The sequence below is a fragment of the Nocardia thraciensis genome (assembly GCF_054782435.1).
Window position 1 is genome coordinate 26230 of the sequence record NZ_BAAGSM010000009.1, and the last position, 14687, is coordinate 40916.

Here is a 14687-nt window from a genome sequence, read left to right on the forward strand (position 1 = left end):
CCTCACACTTCGAAGGCCATCGGCACGCTGTCAGCGGCCTCGGACCGGGTCGTCGGATCCGCCGCCAGCGCACTCGCCTGCGTGGCCACGGTGTCGAGGTCGAACAGCATTCCCACCGAGATCGCGCCGGGCCACCCGGCCTCGAGCCGCAGGTGCAGCGCCACCACGCGATGGGAATTGCCGCCGACGTCGAAGAAGCGGTCCGCGCGGTCGAATTCGTCGTGGCCGAGGACCTCCGACCAGAGCGCACCGATCGCCCGCTCGTCGTCGGTCCACCGGTCTCGCGACGGGGCGGCGCGCCGCGCGGACGGCGAGTGCAGCAGGGCGCGCAGGGCGGTCTCGTCGAGTTTGCTGCTGCCCGCCGCGATCGGCGGCGACTCGATCGTCACGAATCGTGCCGGAACTGATTCGGGCGCAAGATGTTCGGTGCAGAACGCGGTCAGCGCGCCGGTGGCGGGCAGCGGCGCCGCGGGGTCGGCGGGCACCCAGAACGCGGCCAGGTAGGCGGTGCCGTCGGAGTCGGCCGCGTCGAGCACGACGGCCTGCCGCACGGCGGGATGCCGCTCCAGCACCGTCTCGACGGCGCCGCGTTCGATCCGCACGCCGCGCACCTTCAGCTGGCCGTCGGCCCTGCCGTGGAATTCGATATCGCCGTTGGCATCCGCCCGCGCGAGGTCGCCGGTGAGGTACATGCGCCCGCCGGGCTCGGCCGCGAACGGATCGGCGACGAACCGGGTCGCGGTCAGGCCGGGCTGGCGCGCATAGCAGTCGGCCACCTGCACGCCGCCGAGGTAGAGGTCGCCGCGGGTGCCGCGACGGACCGGCCGCAGCGCGTGGTCCAGAATGTGGGCCGTCGTGCCGTCGGTGGGTGTACCGATCGGGACGACACGCGGGGATGTCGGCGGGACGACGTGACAGATGCAGGTGACCGTCGCCTCGGTGGGGCCGTACTCGTTGTGCAGCCGCGTCTCGGGCAGCACCGCGCGGTGCTCCTCGACCAGGCGGACCGGCACCGCCTCACCGGCGAGGGAGACGACCCGCAGCGCCGGTTTCAGGTCGGCCAGCCGCGGCAGCAGCAGCCGGTAGAACGACGGCGTTGCCACCAGGTGTGAAATGCGGTGGCGGACAGCGAGTTCCGCGACGGCCTCGACGTCGGGCAACATCCCGGCGTCGGGCAGCACACTGGTGCCTCCGACGGCCAGCGCCCAGGCGACGCCGACGAGCGAGCCGTCCCAGATCAGCCGCATGGCCGCGAAGGTCACCAGCTCGCCGTCGCGATGCGGGGGGTAGTCGCGCGCCGCGAGGAATCCGGCGAGGTTCGCCCGTGAGACGACGACGGCCTTCGGCTCCCCGGTGGAACCGGAGGTGGTGATCACGTACGCGGGCGCCCGCTGGGGCGGGGGGTCCGGCAGCGCCACGGTCGGTGATTCGGCGCCGTCGGCGATATCGAGCACCGCCGGTCGCGCGGTCGTCGTGGCGAGCAGCGTGGCCACCTCGTCGCGCGGGGTGAACTCGTCGCGTCCGTTGACCAGTACCGCGGCACAGTCGGTGGCGTCGACCACCGCGCGCACCGTCGCGGCCGGGCGCCCCGGTTCGACCACGCACCAGGCCGCGGCCGCGCGCAGGGCGGCGATCATGCCGATCACGGTGTCCACGCTCTGCCGCTGGAACACCATGACAGTCTGCCCCGGACGCACGCCGTCCGCGACCAACCGGCGCGCGAGATAGGAGGTGGCGGAATCGAGTTCGCGATAGGTGAGCGCGCGGTCGCCCACCACGAGCGCGACGCGATCGGGCACGCGCTCGGCGTTGCCGACGATCGCGCGCACCAGGTCCGGCGCCGGGTTCACCGGATCACCTCGACATGTCCCGTGCCGCCGATGTCCTCCGGCGCCGCCCGGCAGATCAGCAGCATGCGTTCGCCGTCGGACTCGAGCACCTCGAATCCCGCGAACCGCAACGTCACCAGCATCACCCGATTGACCGGGGTGGCAACGAATTCCGCGGCCGGTCGCCTGCCCGCGGCACGGGCTCGCCGGACGATCTCCCGGATCATCGCCGTCCCGACCCCGCGCGACATCACCCGGCACGACATCAGCAGCAGCCGTAGCACCGAGTCGCCGCCGCGGATCTCCGAGACCGCGAGGCCGATGGTGCCGTAGCCGCCGAACCGGTCGCGCAGCTGCGCCACGAGCACCTCGTGACGCGGTGAGCCGCACATCTCGCGCAGGTCGTCGATATCGAAAGTCGTTCCGGTGGTGTTGAGTTGGTGGGTGCGCACGGTCAGCTCGTGGGCGCGGGCGAGGTCCTCCTCGCGTGCCTCGCGCACGGTCATGACCAGCCGCAGCGAGGTGAGGAATTCGGCGTCGGAGCCGCCGAATTCGGCCTCGCCCGTCCGGCGGGCACGCTCCGCGCGGTAGTACGACCGGCGGTGCCGCGCCTCGGAAGTCACCGTGCCGGGCGTGAATTCGGGCAGGGTCGCCAGCTCGGCGAGGCGGTCGGCGGGATAGCAGCGAACCTCCGGGCACGAGGACGCCACCTCGGCCAGCTCGACGGGATCGTTGTCGATGAAGGCCAGGGTCTCGTGCCCGATGTTCAGCGACTCGGCGATACGCCGGATCGCCTGAGATTTGGGTCCCCAGCCGATCTCGACGGCGGAGAACATGTCCTCGATCCCGTGCCGCCGCAGATGTGCCGTGGCGACCGACGGTTCGCCGCGGCTCGCGACGGCGTGCAGGATGCCGCGCGCGTCCAGCGTCCGGATCGCCTGGAGCGCCTCGGGTTTCGGCGCGCCACCATCGGATTCCAATACCACGCCGGGCCACATCGTGTCGTCCAGATCCCAGACCAGGCACTTCACCGTCGCCGCCATCACACCCTCCGCATCAGGCCGGCGCTCCACGCGGCCACCGGGCTGCTGTTGAGCAGCAGCGCGTACTCGCCCGGCATCCGCGTGGCCGCGGCGGACTCCAGATTGACCAGCATGTCCATCGAGCCCAGGTGTCCGAAGGCGGCGAGATTGTCCCGGCAGGCCTTGTCGATCGGGGTCTCGAGCGCCTCCTCCCAGAAGGCGAACGCACCGGACGACAGGTTCTGCATCAGGATCGGGCCGGTGGCCTCACCGCGGATTCCATTGCGCTCCAGCAACTCCGGGACGATGGCGTCGAAGCGCTTCTTGCTCTCCACCGCGAGTCGGAAGGAGTACAGAGATTCGTCGGCGCAGTCCTCGGTCCACGCGTCCGCGGGGATGTCGCGATAGTCGATCCGGAAAAGGTCCGCGTATTTGCCGTCGCTGCGCAGGATGTGGTCGACGAACTCCCAGCGGCCGCCGGAGCCGGTGACCAGGAACGCGGCCGCGCCGTCACCGAGCAGCGTCATGGGCGGCCGATAGCGGTGGCTCGTCGGAGTCTTGGCCGCCACCGCGACCAGCACCGTGCGGTAGCGGTCGTCTCCGCGCAGCAGCGCCGCGGCGAGGGCCAGGGCCGCGGAGATCGAGACGCATCCGAGATCGCCGACGCCCGCGGTGAAGGCGCGGGTCGCGCCGATACGGTGTTGCAGCCGTGTGGTTTCCGAAGCCAGGAGATATTCCGGCGCCCGCCCCGTCACGAGCAACAGGGCATCGACCTCGGCGCCGTCCAGCTCGGCCGCGGCCAGTGCGGACCGCGCGGCCTCGGCGGCCAGATCGACCTCGGTCATCCCGTCCGCGGTACGCACGGTGTCGATGCCCAGCGCGAGCGCGTGGTCGCGGCGATTCGGTGGCAGATCCCGCAGTTCCGCCAGCGTCGCCACGCGCGCGACGGCCTCGGGGAACCATGTCGCGACCGGTCCGATCCGAACCGGTTCGCGCGCTTGCCCGTTCAGCATCGCGCACCCCGCAACACGTGTTCTCCGATCGTCACCTCGGCGACCTCCTGCGCTCCCTCGATGATCTGCATGACCTTGGCGTCGCGGTAGAACCGCCCGGCGCGGCCGTCCGGCCCGCAGCCCGCCGCGCCCAGCACCTGCACCGCCCGTTCGCTCACCGTCGCCGCGGCACCGGCCGCCGCGTACTTGGCGGCCACGGTCGCGACGATCGAATCGGGCGATCCGTCCGTCCGCCGCTCGGCCGCGCGCTCGCAGAGGGCCTGCGCGCCTTGCACATCCACCCAGCAGCGGCCTAGCGTCGCGCGAATCAGCTGGTGGTCGGCGAGCGCGATACCGCCCTGGGTGCGAGTGGCCGCGTGCTCCGCCGCGTCGGCGAGGCAGGCGCGCGCGAGGCCGACGCAGCCCCACGCGACGGTGTACCGGCCGTGGTCGAGGGCCGTGCCGACGACATGGGAAAGCCCGAATCCGGGCGGCGCGAGCAGCCGCTCGGCCGGTATGCGCACCCGGTCGAATCGGATGTGCGCGAGTCGGGCGCCACGGATGCCGAGCTGGCCCTCGACCGGTTCCACGGACACGCCGGGACTGTCGCTGTCGACCATGGCGGCAGCAAGCCCGCCCTCCGCCCTGCCGAGCACGAGGAAGACATCGGCGACCTGACCGAACGTGACCCACAGCTTATGCCCGGACACCCTCCGCTCCGCGCCGTCGCCCTCGAAAGTCGTTGCGACAGCGGATAGCTCGGTGCCTGCCCCGGCCTCGGTGGCGGCGAGCGCGGCGATGGCGTCACCGGCCGTGAGCCGGGGCAGCCAGTCGTCGCGCTGCCGCGCCGTTGCCCACCGGTCCACGGCGGCGGTGACCATGCCGTGCACCGTGACCAGCGAGCGCAGGTTCGTGCAGTGCTCGCCGAGCGTCGCGGCCAGCAGGCCGAACTCGCGCGCATCCAGGCCCGCGCCGCCGACACTCGTGGGCCGATCCGCGCCGAGCAGGCCGGTCCGGGCGGCGAGCGTGATCACCTCCTCGGGCAGTCCGGCGCGGTCCCAGTGCGCCGCATCCGATTTCGCGGCCGCGACCACTTTCTCGACATCGATCATGGCTGCCCGTTCCCGGACTGCTTGCGTTCGATGAACGCGGCAGCGCGGGCCGCGGTGCGGAAGTTGTCCAGATCGAGGTCCTCGACCTCGACCGAGATCCCGTACGTCCGCTCCACGTGCACGACGATCTCCAGCGCCCGGAGCGAGTTGACCAGCCCCAGCGCGAAAATATCGTCGTCATCGGACAACTCCGCGGAGGAGATCGAGCCGAAATACGCCCGCAACTCCTCGGTCAACGCCGCACGGGGCCTCGCCACCGGCTCCACGTAATCCACAGACACCAACACCTCTCGCCGTTCTCCCGCGGTGAGCAGCCGACCGCCCTCGTCTCCGCAGATCACAACAACACGGTCGGTGCGGCCCGGCAAGCCCCTGGTTTTCCCGGCGGTGGCTCCCATGAGCGCGCGAATCAGCTCGGCGCTACGACGCCCGCATGCCGGTTTCTCGGCCCCAGCTGCTGATCCGCCATTCCAGTGGGCGCAGGCGGTCGGCCTCGATATTGCGCAGCATTTCGGTTGCGGCGGGCCTGGCGAAGTCCACCTGGTCTACCTCGAACGCGACGGCCATGAGGTCGGCGAGAAAGTCGTCACGCTGGCGCGGAAGTTCGTCCCTGTCCTCCTGCTCGAGGCGGGGATCGTCGCGCAACTCGTCGTATTTGCGGCGAACCTGTTCGTCGATCACGGCGATCCGTTCCCGCAACCAGGACCGGATCACGGACGGGGTGTCTCCCACGATCACGATCTCCCGGATCGTCGGAAGATGCAGCGCCTCCCTGTACAGATCGATCAGTTTCTGGTTGACGCGTGGCCACGCCACGAAATCGCCTGCCTGGTAAGCGGTTCGCGCTTCGGACTCGAAGGCGTCGCGGCGAGTCCGGAACGACTGCGCGACCGAGGGCTCGGAACGCTCCAGCAGCAGGATCAGCTCTGTGACGCCGGTGAGTGTCTGCTCGAACTCCGCCAGCGGGGGCTCGAGGTACTCGTCGGGCCCTTTGCTCTGGACCAAACCCTGCAGGATGGTTTCGGCCTCGAGCAGCAGGTGGTGCGCCTTGGCCGGGTCCTGGCCCCTGGCGAGCAGCGGTTCCAGCGCGGCCAGACGTTGTTCGAGTTCTGGTTCGGCCTTGGCCGCTACCGCGTGATGGACTTCCCCGCGCATCTGCCGCCAGGTGCCCGACAACGCCGCGGTCCGAGCCGACAGGTCCGTCCAGGGCGGCACCTCGCGTGCGGGGATCTCGATGGTGGCGGTGGCGGTCCGGTCCAGGTGCGGCAGCCGGACCGCGGCGTGGATGGTCCAGTCGGCGGCGAACTCGAGGGTGAGTTCCACCGCGGTTCCCGGTTCGAGACCGTCGGGAAGGTCGCGGATCCGCACGGTACCGATTTGGATCCATCCTTCGTACAGCCGCACGGCCAACGTGGCGCCCCGGGTCGCGGTCTCCAGCCGTTGATACGCGCGGTGCGGAATCGCGGTGCCTGCCTTGACCACTCGGCACAGCTGCCGATCCAGCAGTTCGACGGAGAAATCGTGCGCCAGCACGTCCCCGGCCATATCGGGCACGGCCGAGCGGTCCACCGACCGCACGGTCGTGTGTTCGGCCGCGACCTCGCGGCCGTCGACCAGGACGCGGATCGTGAACGCACTCGTCTCCGAATTTCCCAACGGCACGTCGATGAACAGGAATGTGCCGTCGCTCGTGACGGTTTCCGTCCGGGCGGGGCCGGTATCGGGCTGCACGGCGACGACGATCTCGCCGGTGTCCGGTGCGGGCAGACGTACGCGCCCGGCGATGTCGACCACCGGTCCGTCGGGCACCAGGGGCTCGAGTTCGAGCACGCGACCGCGCGTCGCCGCGGTGGCGGCTTTGAGCGCCGCACCGACCGCGACGACCAGTTCGGGATTGAACAGGCGCGGCATGAGGCCGAACCGCTCCGCCAGCAGGGTCGACACCAGCGGTATCCGGGAAGACCCCCCGACCAGCACGATCTCGTCCAGGTCTGCCGGCGCCAGGCGAGCCTTCTCCAGCGCGGCAGCGCACTCGTCCACGGTGCCGCGCACATGGTCCTCGATCATCCGGTCGAACTCGGGGCGGGTCAGCGGCAGGTTGATACTCATCGGCAGGCCGCCCCGATCCTCCAGGTCGTCGCTGATGATTTCGGTCGCCGGTTCCCGGGACAGCTCGTGCTTGGCGGTCTCGGCGAGGGCCAGCAGTCGTGCCCGCAATTCGGCGTCCCGGGGATCGGCGGGGTCGAACCGCAGGTCGTAGCCGGGCAGTTGGCCGGTGATCCAATCCACGATTGCCTGGTCGAGGTCGTATCCGCCCAGGTATCGATTGCCGCCGAAGGATTTGCTCGTGAATCCTTCCTCGGAGTCCCAGGTCACCACGGAGGTATCGAACGTACCGCCACCGAGGTCGTAGATGAGGAACCGTCGCCGCGCGGCAGCGGTTCCGCCGTGCTCGTGCATATGTGCCAGGGCGGCCGCGACGGGCTCCATCAGCGTTTCGACCACTTCCAGCCCGGCATCGGTGCCCGCTTGGGTGGTCTGGGTCTTGGCGCTGGTCTCGAAGTACGCGGGCACGGTGACGACCGCACGATCGATCTCGACTCCGAGTGTCTCCTCGGCCGCGGACTTCAGCCGTCGCAGCAGGTGAACCGACGCCTGCAGCGGGGTGAGCGTGGCGTGTCCGGCCGTGACCGGCTGATCGGTGCCCATATTTCGTTTGAAGAACATCGCGGGCGGCGCCCCGGGCACCCGCGCTCGCCGCTTGGCGAGCGCTCCTACCAGCGGGGTCCCGTCGGGTGCGATCCACACTGCCGACGGAGTGGTGGGCGACAGATCCGCATTGGCGACGATCAACGCGTCGCCCAGGGGCCGCAGCCGGCGGCTGTCGATGAGCGCCTGTTTGTTCGGGATGTCGGTGTCGGCGGGGATGGCGACACAGCTGTTGGTGGTGCCCAGATCGATTCCGGCCACGATGCTCATCCTGCTGTCTCCTCATCGGCGTATGGTTTCGGGTCGCCCGGCGGGGGCGGCATGAGCAGGGGAAGCACCCGATAGTCCAGCGACGGGCACTCCTGCTCGCCGTCTGCCGGAACCGCGGCGGCGGCTTCGCCCGGAGAACGGTCGTCCGCCAACGACTCCGCCAGTTCCAGCAACTCGGCCAGGTCGGCCAGGTCGGCCCCCTCCGCCTCGGGACGATGAGTCAGCAGTTCGTGTGCGAGCCTGGTCTCGGCCGTCGCGAGCTGTTCCTCGGCCGAATTGATCTGTGCCAGATCCAGTACCCGCCCGAACAGCGGAAAACGTCCGGCGTCGAATGAGATTCGCTTGCGTCGCGCGGCGATCCGGCCCCGCGCCGTCGCCCGGTCGGCCGTGGGATCGATGTCGAGAATCTGAAAGGCGGTGGCGTAGTATGGATTATCGTTGCGCCACTCCCAGAGATTCGCCACTGTCACTGCTCCTGCCCCGAGTCGGCTAGAAAAATCCGAACGTACTGCCTTGCACCGCCCGTTGCCACCGCCGCGCCGCCAGCAGGGCCTCGCGGCCCTGGTCGTACGGGGCGATCGCGGGCAGCCCCAGCGTCACGGCTTGATCGAGATGGTAAGCCGCAGAACGGAATTGGGTGCCGATCGCCGCGGGCACCGACGAGGCGTTCCCGTACCGGGACGCCCTGTCCACGGCCCCTTCCAGCAGGGTCACACCCAGCCAGAACTCGTGACGGGCCAGCTTGCTCGCGAACGCGGCCGGGTCCCCTTCGGGCTGGTCCGCCGCACGCACCCGCTTGCGCGCCACTTGGTCCGCGGTGATGCCCAACGCCGCACGCATCGGCTCCACCAGCGTCGCTACACGTTCCAGCACTTCGCGCGACCGCACACCCCAGTTCTCCTCGCGCCTGCGGGCATCGGAGTGGGCATCGATGCCCACATCCAAAGCGAGTTCGGCCAGCGGAATATTGTCGGCGTCGACCTGCATCCAGCCCGCCACCTCGTCGAGGGCTCGGTCGAAATGTCCGCCTCGGGCCAGCCGCCGAACGTGGTTGCCCGCGTCGCGCGCCAGTCTGGCACGGGCCCGGGAGATCTCGGCCGGGGGAAACGGCGCCGTACGGATCAACCGCATATGTGCCGTGGCCCATGGCAGTCGAGTCGTCCGCAGTTGCAGCACCCGCGAGACGTGCAGTTCGAGCAGAGACGCCGGGAGATCCGCCCGGACCCGATCGATGGCCGACGCCACCTCGGAGGTGTCGGTCATGACGGTGGACATGTGCGTGCGCATCAGATCCCAGAAACGACTGTCCCCGTACAGTCGCGCCCAACTGCCCAGCGCCCGCGCCCACTGGGGGAACGCTGCCTCGTCGCCGTCGAGTTCCAGTTGATACGCATGGGCGTGCTGGGCAATGGCCAGGTGGTGCAGGCTGCGGGGGTCGCTGTCCGGGTCGGAATCGTGCTGCTCCCACAGACGCAGCGCCCGGGGTGTGAACGGGTGCCGGACGCCGTCGCTGCGGAGGGCGGCGAAGGCGAGCCGATCCAGCGGACGCCCGGGGGCGTCGGTGCTGTCCAGCCGAGCCGCGATCTCGTCGATCCGGGCGGCCTTTCCGCGCAATTGCTCTGCCGCGGCGCCCGTACGGCGGTCGAGCAACTGGTTCGCGCGGACAACAAGCGCGCGTGCCTCGTCGCGCTGCGCCGACAGCGCCGCCCGCGCCGCGTTCGCCAGTATGCGGCGCGCCGCCGCAAGACACACCGCATCCAGCTCGCGGCCCGATACCAGCTCCTCGTCCGTGGATCGTGCCGCGATCAGCTGAGGCAGCAGTGCGAGGTCGCCGTGGGCGGCCGTCACGCCGATCGTCGAGTCGATCATCGACCGGGTGAACCAACGCTGCCCGTGCCTTTCGAACAGGATCCGCACACCCGCCAGAACCAGCTCATCGTCTCCGTCGAGTGCGCCGAGCACCAGCCGGGCGTTGGCCGCCAGGTCGGTGTGACCGTCCGGAGCGTCGAGCACTGTCCGAAGCTTCGCGCGCGCCGTTCTGCTGTCTCCCGCACGCAGGTGCTCCACTGCCGTCAGGAAGGCCACCGCCTGCTCGACCGACGGATCTGCCGGACCCTGCGCGGCCTGTCTCAGCGACGCGACAGGCGACTTCCCGTGTACAAGCGCCGCCGTGGCCGTCAGGAGATGGCGGTACGGGCCGGGCGTGCCCGAGCCTTTCAGGCGTTCGGCGGTGAGTTCGTCACGCAGCAGCAGGTCGTAGGCTTTCATATCGCGCAACCGGGTCAGGCGCTGCTTGGCTTGCGAACCCCCGAAGCGGTCCGCGAGCTCATAGCGCCGCGACGCCTCCGGATAGTCGCCGCGGCGCGCCGCGAGGTCGCCGAGCAGGCAGAACCAGTCCGCCCGGCTGCCCGGACCCAGCGCATACAGCATTTGCCACACCGGAGACTTCGGGCCGCTGAATTCGTACCGCTCGAACGTCGAATCCACCAGGGCGGTCAGGTGGTTGCGCGCCAGCCGCCGGAACTGCGGGGAGACGTCGGTATCGCCCTCACGCACCGCCTGGGTCAACCACACGCAGAGGCTGTTCGGGCCCGCCTCCATGAGCCCGGCCGCCGCGGCCCACGTGGCCGGGAACGAACCCTCCTCCGGTCGGCGCACCCATTCGCGGAGCACCTCACGGGTCGTGTGCTCGTCGACCGCGCGGCGGGCGGCGAGCGCCATGAGCTCCGTGAGCGCCGCATCCGGGAAAATGGTTGCGGCCTCGACCACTCCGGACTGCAGCGCCCCCTGGTTGCGTCCCAGTTCGAAGTCGTCGGCTCCGTCCAGGAACCGGTGGATCGCCGACAGCAGGGCGCTCGCCTTGGCCGTGGGCTCCCGCTCGCGATCGGCGTGCGCGAGCGCCTCGCGGAACAATTTCTCCGCCAACGGTTCCGGCTCGCTCACGCGGCGGCTCGGCGCGCCCGGTTCATGGCGACGAGCAGAAGTTTGCTCGTCGTCTTCATGGGAACCACCCTGACCGAACATCTGTGACCACTTGCTGATGGTGAATTACCCCCATGTAGACGAGGCAGCAGCTGCCGCGACGATCCTACCGGGACCATCGCCGATCCGTCCGGTCGTGCCCGATTTTGTTGCCGCACAGTTTCTTTCGTGGTCGCCGAGGTGACCGGGCAGGCGGCGGACCTGCCGTTTCGATATGTCCGCGCCAGGGTAATCGGGAGGACAGAACCCGCTGCGCATCGCGTATCACAACCCGACAACGAGGTATAAGCGCAGCACACAGGAGGTGGTTCGGATGGACGGGCTTCAACGGCGCATCTGGATGGCGTTGAATCGCGCGAACGACGATCTGGACCCCGCCGATGCCCGGATGCTCGCGCGGCGAGTCCTGGATCTGCGCGCCGAGGTCGACTCCTCGGACTACGGCCGCACGGAACGACTGCGGCTGATTTCTTCGTGCTCCGAAGTGCTGGCGGCCACGCGCTGGGCACTCGGGCGCCCGGGCACGGCGCCGTTGTCGTGGCGCGTGGCCGTCTAGTTCGAATTCGTGGTCAGTAGCTCAGCGCAATGGATCGAGGCCCGTCATATTCGATGCTTCCCCTGATCGTCCCGTCTCTCCTGCTGGGGGCTCCGCGGCGGGAGTGGCCCGACTGTTGCGTGAGCTGCCCGGGTCCCTCATGGCAGGGGTGAGCGCACACGGCGGCACGGTTCTCGAGATCGTTGCGGCCAGCACGCCGCGGGCCCGCATGGCCGAGGAGGCCCAACTGGTCCATCCAGGGAGTCCGGCCCGGGAGGCGGTGTCGAGTGGTGTCCCGATGGTGATCACCGACCTGTCGGAGGCGGCCCGCTGGCCGGAATGCGGAGAGGCGCTGCGGCATGGGGGAGTGCGAGCGATCCACTGTCAGCCCTTGGCCACTGACGAGGGAGCCGTCATGGGAGTGCTGAGCGTTTATTCCTCGACACCGGACACGTTGTTCACCGACGAGTTGAGCATCGCGCTGCGGCCGGTACGCAAGCAGGCCACCGACCTGCTGCGGACCCGTCGACTGCACCCACCGCCCATGAGGTGAGAACGTCGCGGATCCGGGTGTCTGCTCCGTTCGATCGCGGCGCCGTCCGTCGGCAGGATTCGACCCCAACCTTTTCGGGTTCGGGCGGGTCTATAAGTATGAAGGTGAGCCCGCCTCCAGTCCACGTACAGGTCCGAGCTTCGATCCCTGGGCCGAACCCGATGCATCACATTGAGGTGTCATGACATTTGTAGCCGCCGCGATCGCGATACTCGCCGTCCTGCTGATCTTCAACCTGCTGATCACCTTCGCCATACTGCGTCGGTTGCGCACGCACGAGGAACGCCTCGGGACACTCGGCAATCGCCCGGCGGGTGACGGCTTGATCGGACAGCGGCTGCCGAGTTTCGAGGCGGTTTCCACTCGCGGCGAAAGTGTCTCGGGGGCGGCGATAGTCGGCCCGGACCGCCTGGTTGCCTTCTTCTCCGCCGGTTGCGCTCCCTGCCTGGATCAGGCGGCGGAGTTCGCTGGGTATCCCGACCCGGATCGGGTGGCGATCGTCGTCATGGAGTCGGCCTCCCAGGAGGACCAGGGGCGCATCCTCGCCGCCCTCCGCGACTCGCCGACCGTCATCGCCGAACCGGCCGGGAACGCGGTGGCCGAGGCGCTCGGCGTGGGCAGGTTCCCGCAGCTCGTCCTGCTCGATCAGGACGGGGTCATAGTCGCGGCCCGGCACTCCCTCGCGATGCTGACCGCGGGCGTTCGGTGACGGCGGAGCGCATCGGATCGCCCGCGGACCGCGCTTCGCCGGCGCGGCTGCGGGCCGCCTGGCAGCTGTGCTGGACGGCGGGCAGGGGCCTCACCCTCGTTCAAGTCGTGCTGACGCTGATGGGAGGCGCCCTCGCCTCGGCGGTGGTCTGGTCCACGAAGTCGATGACCGACGCGCTGGTCGCTCGGGAGTCCGGACCGACTCTGGTTGTCGCCGTCGTGGCGCTGGTGGGCGCGGGGTTCGTCAGCGCCTGTGAACCACGCGCATCGGAATACCTCAGATCGGAGCTGAATCGCAGGGCCTACTTGGTGATGAACGATCGGCTGTTCACGGCGGTCGGGGCCTTTCACGGTCTCGGCAGATTCGAGAACCCACGGTTCCTGGACCGCATTCGATCGGCGCAGCAGAGCACATCCAATGCGGTCGGCCCAGCGACCACCGGCGTGTTCGCGGCGGTGCGGGATGCGGTGTCGCTGATCGGTTTGCTGGTCACCGTCGCGGTGATCGCGCCGCCGATGGCCATGATCATGGTGGTCTCCGCGGTACCGGCGTTGGTCGCGCAGCTCGCGCTGGCGCGGCGGTTCGCGGAAATGATGGACACCATGTCGGCGTCCAGCCGCAGACAGTTCCAGTTGAGCGCGCTCAACAGCGATGTCCGAGCCGTGAAGGAGCTCCGGCTGCTCGGACTCGTCGACTTCTTCAAGGGACGTGTGCTCGCGGCCATCGTGACGGCGAACAACGCACAGCGAGAGCTGGACCGGCGGCAGCTGACGACGCAACTATCGATGGCGATCCTCGGCAGCCTGATCAGCGGGTGCGGTCTCGCGTGGGCGGTGTACGCGGCGGCGCGCGGACAGTTGACGGTGGGCGACGTGTCGGCGTTCATCACGGCGGTGGCCGCGTCGCAGGCCGCCATCTCCGGCCTCATCGCCAGGATCACCAGTGCGCATCGTGCGCTACTGCAGCTGGATCACTACCTGGACGTGCTCGGGGCGGGCCCGGATCTGCCCGCCGCGACGCGGCGAAATACGCTGCCCGCGTTGACATCCGGCATCGAGCTGGTCGACGTCTGGTTCCGGTACGACGCATCGCATCCGTGGGTGTTGCGCGGAGTCAGCGCCCGGATCGACCACGGCGCATCGCTGGCGCTCGTCGGCCTCAACGGCGCCGGTAAGAGCACCCTCATCAAACTCCTCTGCCGGTTCTACGACCCGGACCGTGGCGCGATCCTGTGGGACGGCGTCGACATCCGCGACGTCCCGGTACCGGAGCTGCGCCGTCGGCTGGGTGTCCTGTTCCAGGACTTCATGGAGTACGACCTGACCGCCGCGGAGAACATCGGCGTCGGAGATCTGGCCGCGATAGGTGATCGGCACCGAATTGCCGGGGCCGCGGCGGCCGCGGGGGTGGCGGGCAAAATCGATTCACTGCCGCACGGTTACGACACGATGCTCAGCCGCATCTTTTTCAAAGAGACGGACAAGGACGACGCGGAGAAAGGTGTGATGCTTTCGGGTGGGCAGTGGCAACGGGTCGCGATTGCGCGGACATTGATGCGGGCCGACCGGGAGTTGCTTATTCTCGATGAACCGAGTTCCGGGCTGGATCCGGAGGCCGAATATCAAATCCATCATCGGCTGGAAACGTTGCGGTCCGGACGCACCAGCCTGCTTGTCTCGCACAGGCTCAGCGCGGTGCGAGATGCCGACCGAATTCTCGTTCTGGCGGACGGCCGGGTGGTCGAGGAGGGGACCCACGAATCGCTGATGGATCTCGATGGAGAATACGCACGGCTATTTACGCTGCAAGCGCAGGGATATGCGGCCGCGCACACGCCGAACTGAGATTTCGTCAGTTCGCCTCCGCTCGACGTGTGCGAACCCAGGGAGGCCTAGGTCGTTACGGGCAACCCTTCCGGCAGCCGAGCCAGCTGCAGGTATAGCCGCTGCCGGGACAGTAGCGGCATTCCTGACA

General features: G+C 69.2%; 12 protein-coding genes. 4 read left to right on the plus strand and 8 right to left on the minus strand.

Annotated elements, in window-relative coordinates; all coding sequences use genetic code 11:
* Positions 1 to 2: 2 nt before the first annotated feature.
* The 8 genes from ACYVLQ_RS02550 to ACYVLQ_RS02585 all read right to left on the minus strand — a co-directional run bounded on the left by ACYVLQ_RS02550 (position 3) and on the right by ACYVLQ_RS02585 (position 10877).
* Positions 3 to 1850 (minus strand): non-ribosomal peptide synthetase, encoded by a 1848-nt coding sequence (locus ACYVLQ_RS02550; RefSeq protein ID WP_460695724.1) that lies wholly within the window; start codon positions 1848 to 1850, stop codon positions 3 to 5.
* Positions 1847 to 2872, minus strand: a complete 1026-nt coding sequence (locus ACYVLQ_RS02555; RefSeq protein WP_460695725.1) for an HAD-IIIC family phosphatase — start codon at positions 2870 to 2872, stop codon at positions 1847 to 1849. Before ACYVLQ_RS02555 ends, ACYVLQ_RS02550 begins: the two co-directional genes overlap by 4 nt.
* Positions 2872 to 3864 (minus strand): 3-oxoacyl-ACP synthase, encoded by a 993-nt coding sequence (locus ACYVLQ_RS02560; RefSeq protein ID WP_460695726.1) that lies wholly within the window; start codon positions 3862 to 3864, stop codon positions 2872 to 2874. The genes ACYVLQ_RS02555 and ACYVLQ_RS02560 overlap by 1 nt, the downstream gene beginning before the upstream one ends.
* Positions 3858 to 4955, minus strand: a complete 1098-nt coding sequence (locus ACYVLQ_RS02565) for an acyl-CoA dehydrogenase family protein (RefSeq protein ID WP_460695727.1) — start codon at positions 4953 to 4955, stop codon at positions 3858 to 3860. The genes ACYVLQ_RS02560 and ACYVLQ_RS02565 overlap by 7 nt, the downstream gene beginning before the upstream one ends.
* Entirely contained in the window at positions 4952 to 5230 is a 279-nt protein-coding gene (locus ACYVLQ_RS02570; protein ID WP_460695728.1) for an acyl carrier protein, read from the minus strand. Before ACYVLQ_RS02570 ends, ACYVLQ_RS02565 begins: the two co-directional genes overlap by 4 nt.
* 145 nt (positions 5231 to 5375) lie before the next feature.
* Positions 5376 to 7934, minus strand: a complete 2559-nt coding sequence (locus ACYVLQ_RS02575) for an Hsp70 family protein (RefSeq protein ID WP_460695729.1) — start codon at positions 7932 to 7934, stop codon at positions 5376 to 5378.
* Entirely contained in the window at positions 7931 to 8404 is a 474-nt protein-coding gene (locus ACYVLQ_RS02580) for a hypothetical protein (RefSeq protein ID WP_460695730.1), read from the minus strand. Before ACYVLQ_RS02580 ends, ACYVLQ_RS02575 begins: the two co-directional genes overlap by 4 nt.
* 19 nt (positions 8405 to 8423) lie before the next feature.
* Positions 8424 to 10877, minus strand: a complete 2454-nt coding sequence (locus tag ACYVLQ_RS02585) for a hypothetical protein (RefSeq protein WP_460695731.1) — start codon at positions 10875 to 10877, stop codon at positions 8424 to 8426.
* Between the two features lie 352 nt (positions 10878 to 11229).
* Between ACYVLQ_RS02585 and ACYVLQ_RS02590 the strand changes: the two genes are divergently transcribed.
* From ACYVLQ_RS02590 to ACYVLQ_RS02605, 4 genes are all read left to right on the plus strand, one after another.
* On the plus strand, positions 11230 to 11472 hold the full coding sequence (locus tag ACYVLQ_RS02590; RefSeq protein ID WP_460695732.1) for a hypothetical protein: 243 nt from the start codon (positions 11230 to 11232) through the stop codon (positions 11470 to 11472).
* Between the two features lie 103 nt (positions 11473 to 11575).
* Positions 11576 to 12004: a GAF domain-containing protein gene (locus ACYVLQ_RS02595; protein ID WP_460695733.1), complete on the plus strand. Its 429-nt coding sequence runs from the start codon at positions 11576 to 11578 to the stop codon at positions 12002 to 12004.
* Positions 12005 to 12185: 181 nt separating this feature from the next.
* Positions 12186 to 12713 (plus strand): TlpA family protein disulfide reductase, encoded by a 528-nt coding sequence (locus ACYVLQ_RS02600; RefSeq protein WP_460695734.1) that lies wholly within the window; start codon positions 12186 to 12188, stop codon positions 12711 to 12713.
* On the plus strand, positions 12710 to 14557 hold the full coding sequence (locus ACYVLQ_RS02605) for an ABC transporter ATP-binding protein (protein WP_460695735.1): 1848 nt from the start codon (positions 12710 to 12712) through the stop codon (positions 14555 to 14557). Before ACYVLQ_RS02600 ends, ACYVLQ_RS02605 begins: the two co-directional genes overlap by 4 nt.
* The last annotated feature ends 130 nt before the right edge of the window (positions 14558 to 14687 follow it).

What these genes read in the sequence shown, in the direction of transcription:
- ACYVLQ_RS02555 (WP_460695725.1), bottom strand. Translation starts at nt 2,872, where the DNA reads ATGGCGGCGACGGTGAAGTGCCTGGTCTGGGATCTGGACGACACGATG.
- ACYVLQ_RS02560 (WP_460695726.1), bottom strand. Translation starts at nt 3,864, where the DNA reads ATGCTGAACGGGCAAGCGCGCGAACCGGTTCGGATCGGACCGGTCGCG.
- ACYVLQ_RS02565 (WP_460695727.1), bottom strand. Translation starts at nt 4,955, where the DNA reads ATGATCGATGTCGAGAAAGTGGTCGCGGCCGCGAAATCGGATGCGGCG.
- ACYVLQ_RS02575 (WP_460695729.1), bottom strand. Translation starts at nt 7,934, where the DNA reads ATGAGCATCGTGGCCGGAATCGATCTGGGCACCACCAACAGCTGTGTC.
- ACYVLQ_RS02590 (WP_460695732.1), top strand. Translation starts at nt 11,230, where the DNA reads ATGGACGGGCTTCAACGGCGCATCTGGATGGCGTTGAATCGCGCGAAC.
- ACYVLQ_RS02600 (WP_460695734.1), top strand. Translation starts at nt 12,186, where the DNA reads ATGACATTTGTAGCCGCCGCGATCGCGATACTCGCCGTCCTGCTGATC.